The 13,000-nt window shown below is 64.2% G+C and carries 10 protein-coding genes; 6 read left to right on the top strand and 4 right to left on the bottom strand.

Going from position 1 to position 13,000, the window contains the following annotated elements; genetic code table 11:
- Positions 1 to 17: 17 nt before the first annotated feature.
- The gene (locus AKJ09_RS27010) at positions 18 to 1,178 is read right to left on the bottom strand and encodes a metallophosphoesterase (RefSeq protein WP_146650629.1); all 1,161 of its coding nucleotides are present in this window, start codon (positions 1,176 to 1,178) and stop codon (positions 18 to 20) included.
- Between the two features lie 249 nt (positions 1,179 to 1,427).
- On the opposite strand from AKJ09_RS27010, the gene AKJ09_RS27005 reads away from it, so the two are divergent.
- On the top strand, positions 1,428 to 2,486 hold the full coding sequence (locus tag AKJ09_RS27005; protein WP_169927896.1) for a polysaccharide deacetylase family protein: 1,059 nt from the start codon (positions 1,428 to 1,430) through the stop codon (positions 2,484 to 2,486).
- Positions 2,487 to 2,685: 199 nt separating this feature from the next.
- Entirely contained in the window at positions 2,686 to 3,759 is a 1,074-nt protein-coding gene (locus AKJ09_RS27000) for an SMP-30/gluconolactonase/LRE family protein (protein WP_146650625.1), read from the top strand.
- Between the two features lie 443 nt (positions 3,760 to 4,202).
- Here the strand turns inward: AKJ09_RS27000 and AKJ09_RS26995 are convergent, their stop codons facing one another.
- Together AKJ09_RS26995 and AKJ09_RS26990 are read right to left on the bottom strand one after the other, a co-directional pair.
- Complete coding sequence (locus AKJ09_RS26995; RefSeq protein WP_146650624.1) at positions 4,203 to 5,441, bottom strand: carbohydrate-binding domain-containing protein; 1,239 nt, start codon at positions 5,439 to 5,441, stop codon at positions 4,203 to 4,205.
- A gap of 753 nt (positions 5,442 to 6,194) precedes the next feature.
- Positions 6,195 to 6,509 carry a hypothetical protein gene (locus AKJ09_RS26990; RefSeq protein ID WP_146650622.1) on the bottom strand — a complete coding sequence of 105 codons (315 nt, stop codon included), beginning with the start codon at positions 6,507 to 6,509 and terminating at the stop codon, positions 6,195 to 6,197.
- Between the two features lie 502 nt (positions 6,510 to 7,011).
- On the opposite strand from AKJ09_RS26990, the gene AKJ09_RS26985 reads away from it, so the two are divergent.
- From AKJ09_RS26985 to AKJ09_RS26970, 4 genes are all read left to right on the top strand, one after another.
- Entirely contained in the window at positions 7,012 to 7,935 is a 924-nt protein-coding gene (locus AKJ09_RS26985) for a hypothetical protein (RefSeq protein ID WP_146650620.1), read from the top strand.
- 55 nt (positions 7,936 to 7,990) lie between these two features.
- Positions 7,991 to 9,493 carry an ATP-binding protein gene (locus tag AKJ09_RS26980; RefSeq protein ID WP_146650618.1) on the top strand — a complete coding sequence of 501 codons (1,503 nt, stop codon included), beginning with the start codon at positions 7,991 to 7,993 and terminating at the stop codon, positions 9,491 to 9,493.
- Positions 9,494 to 10,272: 779 nt separating this feature from the next.
- Positions 10,273 to 11,385, top strand: coding sequence for an SMP-30/gluconolactonase/LRE family protein (locus tag AKJ09_RS26975; protein WP_169927895.1), 1,113 nt, complete (start codon positions 10,273 to 10,275; stop codon positions 11,383 to 11,385).
- Between the two features lie 172 nt (positions 11,386 to 11,557).
- Entirely contained in the window at positions 11,558 to 12,118 is a 561-nt protein-coding gene (locus AKJ09_RS26970) for a Uma2 family endonuclease (RefSeq protein WP_146650614.1), read from the top strand.
- 20 nt (positions 12,119 to 12,138) lie between these two features.
- Here AKJ09_RS26970 and AKJ09_RS26965 read toward each other — a convergent pair whose 3' ends face one another.
- Positions 12,139 to 12,993, bottom strand: coding sequence for a CE1 family esterase (locus AKJ09_RS26965; RefSeq protein ID WP_146650612.1), 855 nt, complete (start codon positions 12,991 to 12,993; stop codon positions 12,139 to 12,141).
- Positions 12,994 to 13,000 lie beyond the last annotated feature (7 nt).

Below are 13,000 nucleotides of genomic sequence, written 5' to 3'. Positions count from 1 at the left end.
GATCTCGCGCAACGAGCTCAAGCGGAAACGAGCACGATCTTCGTGATTTCAGGCCTGACGCCGACGCGCGACGGAGGCCCGGTCACCCCGAAGCCGCGGTTCACCCAGAGAACCGAGCCATCCTTGTCGTAGCGTCCCGCAACGTAGCGGCGGGCGATCCGAAACGCTGAGGCTGCGAAGTCGAACTGCATGCCGTGGGTGTGACCGCTCAGCTGCAGGGCGATCTTTCCTGCCGCTTCGTCGAACTGCCTCGGCTGGTGGGCGAGCAGGATGCGGGGCCGATCGGGATGGGCCGCGGCGAGCGCTCGGCCCAGATCGGGGGCGCGCCCTCCGAACCTCGGCGCGGAGAGGTCGTTCGTGCCCAGCAGCGCGAAGCCACCACCGTCTCCTGCGCGGAGGATGCGCGCGTCGTCGACGAGGGCCGTGATGCGAGCACGCGCGAGCGCATCGAGAACGGCCGGCGCGTCGGCGTAGTGGTCATGGTTGCCGAGAACGGCGAAAGCCCCGTCTCGAGCGGCAACGTCCGCGAGGCGCGAGGCGATCATCGGAGCGAAGCCCGGGTCGAAGTCGACGAGGTCGCCCGTGGCCACGAGCAGATCGGGGCGCGCCTGTCGAACGAGCTCGAAGCCGCGATTCAGATCGGCCTCGCCCACGAAGGTGCCGCCGTGGAGATCGGAGACCTGGACGATGACGTACCCGTCGAGCGCGCGCGGAAGACCCTCGATGCGAACGGGCACTTCGGTGAGCTCGAAATCGTGGCGCCCACGCACGGCGCCCCAACCGACGACGCCGATGCTCGTGGCCCACGACGCCGCGCCTGCGAGCTTGATCAGCGTCTCGCGCCGTCCTTCTTTCGCTTCGCCCTGCGCGGGCTCTTTCGCGTCGTCTTTCGGCGTGTCGAGCGCCGGCTTCGAGCGCACGCGCGAACGAAGCTTGCCGAACAGCGTGATGGCGACGACCAGGCCGACGTAGAGCGACGCGCCCACGGCGACGACGAACAGCTCGAACGACGTGTACCCGAAGTACTCGCGCGGAGCGAAAAGCGCGAGCGTGAGCACCAGCGCGCCCGCAGCTAGCGCGAGCGTAGTGGTGCGGCTCCCACCAACGAGACGACGAAGCCACGCGATCAACACGGCGTGAGCCGAGAGCGCGATCCCGAGCAACATGAGGGCCCACACGACGACGGCTCGACTATACACCTCGTCGCGCGGCGTCGCCGTGTTGCGTGGCGACCCGTCACGATGAGGACATCCGGGCGGCGATCGCACGCCTGTTTCGTGCGACGGCGATTCTCGCGTGCGCCCACATGGATCTGTGCACGCGTCGCGAGGGTCCCGATTGCGCGACGGGCGGTCTCTTTGTCATCGGCGCGCGTGCGCGCACGTCAGCGCATCCGGACGGACCGGCCCATGCAATGCGCACGCTTCATGACGAACGGCGAAAGTCGAACGGACGCAGGCGAGAAGCAGCGCGGTAACGCGCGGCGCATCCTCGCCGGTGCGTGCACGTTCGCCGCGATGGCACTCCTCTGGAGTTGCTCGAAGAACGACTCCGCTCCTTCCAATTCTTGTCAGGGCACGCTCGCCATTTCACCGTCGAACCTCGTTGGGTCTTCGCTTCCGCCGAAGACGCTCGCGCTCACGTTCGACGACGGACCAGGCCTCCGCACTGACGAATTATCGACCTACTTGAAGCAGCAAGGCATCCGCGCCGGCTTCTTCATCAACGGTCGAATGATTCACGATAACAAGACGCAGATCCTCGGGCAGCTCGTCGCCGACGGCCACGTCATCGGCAACCACACGCAGAACCACGTGTCGCTGACGGGCCGATCGACGCATACGGACGGACTCTCTGCGGCGGATTCCGTGCTCGAAGTGCAGCAGACGGACGCGATCATCATTCCCTTCGTGCCCAGCAACCGCTTCATGTTCCGGGCCCCCTACGGCGACTTCGACGAAAGCAGCTACGACGCGATCGAAGGGTCGCCGATGAAGAAGTACGTCGGCCCCATCAATTGGGACATCGGCGATCACATGGGGCCGAATCAGGCCGTCGACTGGGACTGCTGGCAGGCAGGCTCGGACGGATTGATCCTGACCGTGCAGCAGTGCGGCGACCTCTACCTGCAGGAGATCGACGCGGTGGGCCACGGGATCATCCTGATGCACGATCCCTACTTCATCGACGACGACCCTCAGAAGGGCGGCACCGTCGACATGGTCAAGTACATCGTGCCCATTCTGAAGGCGAAGGGCTACGCCTTCGCGCGCGTCGACGAGGTGCCTGACATCGCGACGCTGCTACCCCCGCTCGTCGATCCGACGCCGGAAGCCGGGACGCCCGACGACGCTGGCGGCTTGCCCGAGGCAACGCCGAGCGGCGACGCGTCCACCGACGGTGGCAAGCCGGATCCTTGTCCGCCTTCGCCACAAAGCGAAGAGCGCGTTGGACGCGGAGAAAGCGGGAATCTCATCTCGAAGTGAAGGCCCACGCCTTCATTTGCGTGCTCTCTACACACATCTGGAGCTCGGCACGCGGCTCGCTAACTCGACGATCGAACCTTTGCGGCGCAGGCCGAAGAGCTTTTCGCCGCCTCCCGAATCCCGAAACAGAAACAACGCGCCACGGCGCGAATTGCTCCGGCTCTCGCCGGCGTGACCTTCAACCACGGAGTCGACGACGATGAAACGCTATTTGCCCTTCCTGCTCATGCTCCCGCTCGGCATGTATGCGTACGCATGCTCCAGCAACTCGAGCGACAATGGTGGAGGCACCACGAACCCTCCGGGCGGCGAACCTCCTGGCGGCAGCTCGGGCAACCCGAACCCGCCGGGTAGCTCGGGCAACCCGAACCCGGGTCCCGGCACGGACGACCCCAACCAGAACCCGATCGACGGCATCGATCAGGTGAAGGTCATCCTCACGACGAACGAGTACACCGACGGACCGATCTGGCATGCCGGTCAGAAGTTTCTCTTCTTCACCACGCCGCTCGGCGCCAGCGCGCTCTACCGCATGCGCGCGGACGGCACCGTCAAGAAGATTCGTGACGGCTCGACGACCGAGGCCAACCCGATGAACACCAACACGGTCGATCCGGCCGGCAACCTCGTCACCATCGACGCGCTCGACGTCGTGCGGGCGAGCGCCGTCGGCGACGCCGGCGCGCCCGAGATGGTGGCGAACGGCTTCGTCGACAAAGGCACCTTCCAGAAGTTCGATTCGCTGAAGAACGGCGTCGTCATGAAGGACGGCTCGATGTTCCTCACCGATCCCGGCTACGGTCTCAACACTCTTACAGCGAACCGCATCTATCGGGTCGCGCCGGACAAGACGGTCACCGTCATGGACTCCTTCGAGGACATTCCGCGTCCGACCGGCCTCGCACTCAACCCCGACCAGACCGAGGTCTACGTCGGCTTCACCCAGCCGATGGCAGGCACGCTTCCGTACATCCGTAAGTACCACGTGAACGAGGACGGCACGCTCGGAGAGTCCGGCAAGTGGGTCGACATCGACCCGGAAACGTCGACGCCGGACGGCATCGAAGTCGACACCCACGGCAACGTCTACGTGGCCACCGCGCAGGGCATCAACGTCTACAAATCGGACGCGACGAAGATCGGCGTCATCGCCGTCCCGGAGCAGCCGACAGGCATGGCCTTCGGCGGCGACGATATGAAGACCCTCTACATCACGACGCAGGGAATTAACATCTGGCAGGTAAAGCTGAAGGTCGCCGGTATCGCCCAGTAGCGAAGCGCACTAGCCGAATAGGCTGCGCGTTGTCCACCACTCCGCAGCCAGGTGGACAACGCGACGGAGCCAAGGCCAAGGCGCCAACCAAGGCGCAATAAGCAGCCGGATGAATCGGGATTCACAGAGTCGAGTGGCGCGCCGTAGCACGTAGCAACGGGTGACATTTGACCCGCTAAGAGGGCACGCAGCAGCGCACGTAAGCGCGCCGAAGCAGAGGAGTGGCCCGGGAACGTCTTCAGACGACCCGGGCCATCGCCCATTTTGATTCTCCGCAGGTTTGATGGAAGCGCGCGGGGGGCGGTGAGGAGGCGCAGGTTCCGCAGCCGGAAGCGCGCAGAGGCGGCTCACGCCGAAGTGGTGCGGGAGCTCGGGCGCCCCCTGTACGATAGGAAGAGAAGCGGTTGCCCTTCAGTGCATCGGTTCTCTTCGCAGTAGACGCCCTACTGACGCCACGCCATGACGGACATGACGGTGAGGGAACGAATCTGCGTACCGACGGCGCCCCCGTTGTCGAACACCACGCGGATCGGTTGGGTAGTGGGGGTACTTGGAGAGTAATAGAAAAAGTACCCGGTCTCAGACGAGCTGGTGCCAGTGACCTGCACGCTGCCGAGCGTTTGGTCGCCGACAACGACCCTCATGATGGGAGCGACCCCGCCTGCGGTCCCGCCATAAGCGGTAACCTTTACAGAGTTGGGTCCGTTCCCGAAGCGGTGGGTCGTTTGGAGGTAGCCGGTTCTAAGAGAGTAGCCTCCGCCCGCCACCACCCCGCCGTTCGAGTCGGTCGAGTGCCACATGTCTTTCCCCTGGTAGTCTCCGTAGAACATCCACGTGAACGTGGACTGGGGGATTGCTACAAGCCCGTTCCAAACGCCATCCTGCGCCTCGACCGCCGATCGATAGTCGGAGGCGTATTGGTCGTAGCCGTACTCGCCGGGCAGGTAGTCGGAAGGATCGTAGTTCGGGAAGCCCTCCTCAAAAATTCCGTAGCGCCAGTAGTATGCGACGCGACGCAAGGTGGTCGTGGCGCTCTCCCCCGGATATCGAGTGCGGAACAGATTGTACGCCGGAGCGGCGTAGGCGCTGCTGTAACGGTCGAGGTTCTTTACCGGATCACTCCAATCATTCTGAGTTGAGAGTGGCGTCACATTCCTCATGTCGATCCAGTTGCACACACGCTGCGCCGCCGGTATTTGCGACGAGTTGCAGAAATAATCGACGCCCTTGTCGTACAGCCATTGTTGATAATCCAGATATGACGGGTCTGCCGGGTCCGTAACCGGGTTCGGCGACAACAGATTCATCGGGTAGGGGACGCCGGTGTGAGTCGATTCGGTAAGCTGCGTGAGGCCCAGGCCGATCAGGCCGTTGTAGTTGGTCCAAGAGTTTGGGTCGAACGTCGATTCGCGGTTCACGACGGCGTAGTAAAACCAACGAGGCAGTTTGTACTTCGCACTCATCGCACGGATCGCGGTATCGACGGCGTCGCACTGGCCGGCGTCCTGACATGGCTGTGGTGTGAACGGTACGGGGGCCGGCGGTAGTGAGTAGAGCGCCGAGGAGACTCGGCCAACATTTTCTACTGCATCGGTCGCCCCTGCATCGCCCGACCCGCAGGCGGGAAGCGCTAACGCGACAACAGTAACGATGGTGGCAGGCGTTCGAAGACGTAGCGACATGAGAATCCCTTTCTGGATTGAGCGATGAGTGTCGACTGTCGGGACATGACGAAGTGCAATCCGAGGGCGGCTCCGTGTACGTGAGCCCCGAATAAAACATCCCCCGGCAAAGCCGGAAGGTTTCGATGTGTGAGCCGCTGCAAGCGGCAGTGATGAGTGCCGCTCACGAGCCGCGGTTGGCAGCCACCTGAAGGTGGCGGGCTACTTGTTCAACGAAGCTGATCGAGCCGCTTGTCCTCCTGTGCTTTCAGCGGCTCACGAAGGGGGCTCTCAACCGGAAATACCGCCGGAGATGTAGAACGGCGGCTGTCTCCCCGGCAGAGCCGGCGGATCTCCCTCGAATTAGTTCACATCACTCATTCTCCACACATCAATTGTTAATGGCGCCGCACCTCTTGGTGCATGATGCACCAATCGCGTTCAAACCGATCAAGAGACTCGATCGAAACAAGGGAAATCCGCGAGCGAACATGCGACATATCATCTAGCTCGCTACCGCCAATTTGCGCACCGCAACTTCCAGCTGCCTGAGGGAACATATTGAGACCCTCCGCTAGTCGCGAGTCGCACACGGCCTCGAAAGATGTTTTTGCTTCGAATTCGCGAATCTTCTACGTCGCTCTACGCTGGCTACCGGGCCTCGATGCAGACGCGTTCTCGGCTCAGACCGACGACGCAGACCTTCAAGCCTGGCTCCTTGGTGCGATGCGTGGCAACGAGCGCGAGTCGAGTGGACACCAGCGCGGATGGTCATCATCCATCGACGATCGATGTCGTCACGACTATCCCGGCGTAAGCACCTTCGCTCATTGCGGGTGTGCCGCATCTCACCGCAAGAATCTGCGGCCGGCGTCCGTCGGCAACGTGACACGTATCTCGTAATGCGCCATCCCCGACACGCATCTCGCAGTGCGCATCCGCCGTGCGCCAGCCGTCGTTCGAAGCCAGCTGGCTGGCTTGAGGAGCTCCTCGTAGGTCGCTAAAGCCAGCCAGCTGGATTTCTTTGTCGCACCGACGGTACTCGGAGGCCAGCCAGCTGGCTTCATCGCCGCCGATCGCGGCCTTCAAGACCAGCCAGTTGGATTTTCCACCGCATCCGGTCTCTCCCAAAGCCAGCCAGCTGGCTCCGGAGGCTCACGTATTGTCGTTTAAGCCAGCCAGCTGGCTTCCAAGACGAAATTGACGCACTCCAAATCCAGCTGGCTGGCCTCTGAAAAGCCAATTGCGACTTTGAAAACCAGCTAGCTGGCTTTGGCCAGGCGCCGATCGCGTCCGGGAGCCAGCTGGCTGGCTTAAATGGCCTGCTGCGGCGCCTTTGAAGCCAGCTAGCTGGCTCCAAACGAGGAATCACACGTTTACGAAGACTCGGGGCCGGACACCGAGCCACTGCAAAATTTGACTGTCCAATTCCCTTGACAGTCGCTCATCAAAATTCGGTCTCGAGTCGATAAACGACTGACAACTTCTTCGACGCGTGGTCGATTGGCCCCCGTGCGGCGAACCTCGAACGGCAGCGACCATGTGCGGTCGCGCGCGCTTCGAAGGCGTTCGCGCATCGTTGGGGGATTTCATGAATAAGAACTCGACACCGGCGGCAACCGCGGACGCACCGTCGATCGTTGGTCGCTTCCGTAGCGCTTGGGAAACCACGGCGCCCGCGCGCATCGCCCTTCCCGCCTCGGCAATGCTCATCATCAATCTCGACATCGGGGTGAGCACCTCGCAGGTTCTCTCGGTGGCGCCGAGCCTCCACGCGCTGCGGAGCGCCGTCGCCAAGCTGCCGAACTTCGACATCGCGCAGTACGACAACATCGTCCCCTACACCCTCGCGCTCATCTACGCGAACAACCGCCACCAGAGCATCATGACGCCGCCGGAGGAGTTGCCGGTGCTGCTGGAGGAGGCCACGAAGATGCGCACCATCTTCGCGGCCGATGCGAACGCGCTCGCCGCGCGTGGAATCATCGACGGCAAGAAGCTCGCCGAGCTGAAGTCCGGAACGGGCTATCTCGACGCCGCGTCGGATCTCGGCACGCTCGTCATCATCCTGCGTGAGAACTGGGAGAAGGTCGCGGCCAACAGTGGCATCAAGGCCGCGGAGCTCGACCGAGCCGAGGCTCTCTCCCAACGCCTGACGTTCGCGTTCGCCGAGAAGGGCCAAGGCACAACCAAGCTTGCCGAAGCCGCGGAAGATCGGCAGCGCGCCTTCACGCTCTTCGTCGACGCCTACGATCAGGCGCGCCGCGCCGTCACCTTCCTGCACTGGGGCGAGGAGAGCGCCGACAAGCTCGTGCCGTCGCTCTGGAAGGGTCGCGGGGGCCGGGGCTCGTCCAAGGACGACCCGGGAACGGAGCCTGCCAACGGCCCGCAGCCGGCCACGCCCGGGATCGCGAATCCCGCCGCGCCGGCCGTAGCGAACCCGGCCGGAGGAGCCGTGCCTGCCGCGCCCGTGAAGGCGGGCATGCCGGGCGGCTCGCCATTCACCGACAACTGACGCTTGAACGCCGTGCCCCGACCGCAAGTTGGGGCACGGTGCCTTTGGGGGGACCATGATCGCTGCACCGCGCCTTCGTCTCGGCAACTGGCAACCCATCGATGGGAGTGGCAAGGCCGAGGCCCTCGCCCTCCCCGCTCATCACCTCGTCACCCACGGCGTGGTGGTCGGCATGACCGGCAGCGGCAAGACGGGCCTGCTCATGGTGACCGTCGAGGAGGCACTGAGAAGCGGCGTGCCGGTGCTCGCCATCGACGTGAAGGGCGATTTGCCGAATCTCCTTCTCGCTTATCCATCGTTTGCCCCCGAGCCGCTCGCGCCGTGGATCTCGGGCGTCATGTCCCCGAGCGAGCAGCGCCCGGCCGAGGAGGTGGCGCGGGCGCTTGCGGCGGAGCGACAGCAAACGCTATCGGCCTGGGGGATTGGCGAGCCGGAGCTCGCGGCGTATCGCGCGGGCATCGACGTGCGCGTGCTCACGCCGGGCTCGAGCGCGGGAGAGCCGCTGCACGTGCTGTCAGCGCTCGAGCGTCGTTCAGCGCGCTGGGATCACGATCCGGAGTCGGCGCGCGCCTCGCTCAGCGCGGCGGTGTCGCTGGTGCTTCGCCTCGTGGGGCGCGATCCCGATCCGGCGGGCAGCAAGGAGCACGTGCTCTTGTCGGTGCTGGCCGAGCGCCGGCTCCGCGCCGGAGAGGCGGCCGATCTGGGGGCGCTGCTCGGGGATTTGACGGACTCGCCCATCGACGTCGTCGGAGCGCTACCGCTCGACAGCTTCTTGCCGAAGTCCGAGCGCCGCTCGCTGGCAGCGGCGTTGAACACGCTGTTGGCGTCACCGACGTTCGCCAGCTGGCGGACCGGTGCGACCTTGGACGTCGACGCCTGGCTCACGCCGAAGGACGGCCGCACGCCCGCGGTGATCGTCAGCGTTGCGCATCTCGACGACGACGAGCGCGCGCTGGTGCTCGGCGTGCTGCTCGAAGAGGTGCTCTCTTGGGTACGCGCGCAGCCGGGCAGCAAGCGCCTGCGGAGCCTGGTGGTGTTCGACGAGGTCTACGGGTTTCTGCCGCCCCATCCGGCCAATCCACCGACCAAGCACGCCATCGTCTCGCTGATGAAGCAGGCGCGCGCCTTCGGGGTGGGTGTGCTGCTGGCGACGCAGAATCCGATGGATCTCGATTACCGGGCGCTCAGCAATGCCGGAATGTGGTGCGTAGGGCGCTTGCAGACCGATGCCGATCGGGAGCGGGTCGTGGAAGGTCTCGCGGGAGAGACTCGCGGCAAGGAACAGGCGTCGGCGAAGGCGCTGGGGAACGTGGCGAAGAAGCTCGCGCCGCGGTGGTTCGTGCTGCGCGATGCGCAGGCGCAGATTGGGCCCGTGCTGTTGCAACCGCGGTATGCGATATCCTTTCTGCGCGGGCCGATGACGAGGACCGAACTCGTCGCAGCGAGGAGCGCGTTTGCCGGCCTAGCTGCCCCGCCTTGCGAACGATCCAGTGACGTCGGACCGGACCGGACCGGGCTCAAGCGGACAAACGAGGGCGGAATAGCGACCGAGACCTAGCGAGAGTCGCCTCACGTCTGCAACCGTCACGGTGCTCATCCCCGCCCCCGTGAGCCTGCTTCGAATAACGCGACCAACAGAGCTGAACCTCGGGTCCCCAGTTCGTATCTCAATCCGCGCGAGCGTGTCTGCGAGCAGGGGCCTATGCGTAGCTCTGTGAAACGTCCTCGCTACGACGATGGCCCGACGGAGGATCAGCGAACGAGAACCGTGTCCGTCTGACACCTTCGAAAGATTTCGAGGATGTCGAGCCTTCGCTGATTCCCTCAAATACGCGTCGGCCGCTTTTCGCGATCGCGCGCGTCGCCCTCGCTATCCGCTTGCCCCACAAGAACCCGACCGAGGGAATCGATGCGCGGAAGTCCGCCTCGGGGTGGCCACGTCTCCCGACGGACCGGTGCATCATGTCGCGCGGAGCCAACATGTGTCAGGGGAAGGTCAAGGGCGCCGGCATCGCTCAGTAGCGAGCGGAATGGTCCCCCGCGAGCGCGGCACTAACTGGCGAGAGGACGCGTGGTCCACACACTCCGAGTGAGCTCGGTGGCCACGCGCCGCACCAAGCAGCCAATTCGGGATTCAGAGGGCCACCCGGCATTCCGTTGCACGTAGAAACGGATGCGCAGTGACCAGTAACGAGGCCACCAGGGAATGGCCCGGAGCGTCTTCGGACGACCCGGGCCATCGCTCTATTTTGTCCCGAAAAATCGTTCGACCCCACCCCTTTGGGCGACAACATGCTGCGCGCCCAACGTCGCACGCGATGCTACCCTGCATGCATCATGAAACGCTTTTTGCCCTTTGCCTTGGTCCTCTGTTCAGGAGCGTGGATCTATGCGTGTTCGAGCAGCGATGGCTCGAACAACAACGGCCCGCCGTCTGACACCACGAACGGTGAAAACGGCAACGGCAACCCAGATCCAAACAACCCCTCGGGCAACGACGGCGGCGGCGGCGGCAACGACGCAAGCCCCACCGAGGACAGCAGCACCCCCGACGCAACGAGCAACGTGAACCCCATCGAAGGCGCCACCGCCAAGAGCGAGCTCGAGGTCGAGAATGTCGACGGTCTCGTTTGGAAGACCGACGCCGTCTACTTCACGCTGCCGTATCAGCAGCTGCTCGTGAAGTACACGCCGGGCCGCACGCCTGATCCGACGGATCAGTACGTGACGAGTATCAACGCCCTCGGCATCACCTTCGACGAGAAGGCAAACACCCTTCTCTTTGCGAATTCGAATGACCACGGCGTCGCCGAGCTTCGGCGCGTCGAAGCGGGCAAGACGGGCCCCTTCCCGATCGCCACGACCGCAGTCGCGATGACGCAAGCGGACGGCGGAGCCACGCCTCCTCCGTACTCTCCGAACGACGCGGTCGTCCGCAAGAGCGACGGAACGATCTTCCTCACAGATCCCGGCTACCAGAGCGGGAACATCACGAACGGCGTCTATCGCCTGTCGCCGCAGAACAAGCTCTCTCAAGTGGCCGCATACACCGAAGAGCGCCCGAACGGCATCGCACTCTCGCCGGATTCCGCAACGCTCTACGTGTCGCTGACGCAGAACCAGGATCCGCCCGGCACCACGATCCCGAGCATCGTCAAATTCACGGTCGCTGCAGACGGTACGACGGGAACTGCGACGAAGTTCGTTGACGTGGGCCCCGCCGATGCGGCGCCGGACGGCCTCACCGTCGACACCGGTGGAAACGTGTATGTCGCAACGAAGACAGGCGTGCAGGTCTTCGCGGCGGATGGGAAGAAGTGGGGTCAGATCACGACGGCAAAGCCGGCGACGAATGTTGCCTTCGGCGGAGCCGACGCGAAGACGCTCTACATCAGTACGACCGGAGGCATCTTCTCCGCCCAGGTGAAGATCGCGGGCCTCGGCCAGTAATCCGACTTTGAATGCACGACTCGAAAGGCGCCTTCGGCCACTGGCCGGGGCGCTTTTCTATTGTCCGCGCCTCCTCCGTGCATAATCGAAAGATCGCGTGACACGCTTCCGCTTGGAATCGGAGCTCGGCGTTGGATGAGCCGTTCCCCCGTGAACACGCTACGCTAGACGCATGGGTGATCCGCCACGTCGGCCAGCGACGTACGACGATCTCTGCGCGCTCCCACCGAACATGGTGGGCCAGATCCTCTTTGGCGTCCTCCATGCGCATCCACGCCCTGCCCCCAAGCACGCACGTGCGAGCACTACCCTGGGCGAGGAACTGGGTCCCCCCTTCAATCGCGGCCGTGGAGGCCCTGGCGGCTGGGTCATCCTCCACCAGCCCGAACTTCACCTAGGGCCGCACGTGCTCGTTCCCGACATGGCCGGCTGGCGCCGTGAACGCCTTCCGGAGCTCCCCGAAAAGGCCTACTTCGAGTTGGCCCCCGACTGGGCGTGCGAGGTGCTGTCACCGAGCACCGCGTCGCTCGATCGAGGTGACAAGCGCAAGGTCTACGGCACCTTCGAGGTGAAGCACCTCTGGTTCGTCGACCCCGAGGCTCGCACGTTGGAGGTTTTCGAGCTCGAGACAAAGGGCTATCGCCTCGTCGAAGTGTATTCGAACGATGCAAGAGTCCGAGCCGTTCCATTCGATGCCGTCGAGATCGAACTCGGAGCTCTCTGGGCTCGCTGACGACGTTCAGCCGTTTCGAGCTATTTGGAGAAGAAACCCCACGTGACTTGCGCGGCTTCGGACCAGAGGCCGTGGCCCAGGTCGGGAATCGCGCAATAGACTTCGGGGAGAGTGCAGCCTCCGTACGCGACGCACGGCGAAGGCGCATAGGCGCTCGTGCTCGAATTGCAGCCGTTCGAGACGCGCCAGTGTTCGCGCGGCTTCTCGCCTTCCGAGGGAGGGACCTCGTTGTCCGAGAGGCCCTGGACCTGCAAGGCGGCGATGCTCTTGTTCGCGCAGACGAGATGGCCGTGGTCGTCGTATTGGTCGGTGCCGTCGATGCCGAAGGGCCCACCGCCGGCGTGCGTGGCGATGGCTTTGAAGGACGTCTTGCTTCGGCAGGCCAGCTGATTGACGAAGTAGGCGCCCTTCGAGAAGCCCGTCGCGTACACGCGCGATTTGTCGATGCAGCGTGTGGTGGCCAAGTCGTCGACGAGTGCATCGACGAAGGCGATGTCTTTGGCCATGCTCTCGGCGGTGTCGATGCTCCACGAGCGGCCCTCGCCGTCGGGATACACGATGACCGCTTTGCCGCCGGTGACCGCCTCGAGATTGAAGGCCTGGCGGATCCCCGCGCCCGTACCGCCGTCGCCGTGGAAGACGAGAATCAGCGGATACGTCGCTTCGCTCGGGGCGGCGTCGGGAACGTAGAGCTCGTAGGTGCGGCCCTGCGCGGCGAGCGTTTGGCTGCCGACGTAGCCCTTCTTCACGGTCGAGTCGCCGCAGGTCGGACCGGTGACGACCGTGCCCGTCGAGTCGTCGCTTCCGCACGCGCCGAGCAGCAACGCCGAGACGAGAACGCGCGCGAAAACCGAGGTGAAGACGGTGGTGCGCATCACTTGC

The sequence above is a fragment of the Labilithrix luteola genome (genome assembly GCF_001263205.1).
Taxonomy (GTDB): domain Bacteria; phylum Myxococcota_A; class Polyangia; order Polyangiales; family Polyangiaceae; genus Labilithrix; species Labilithrix luteola.
This window is presented reverse-complemented; position numbering and strand designations above follow the sequence as displayed.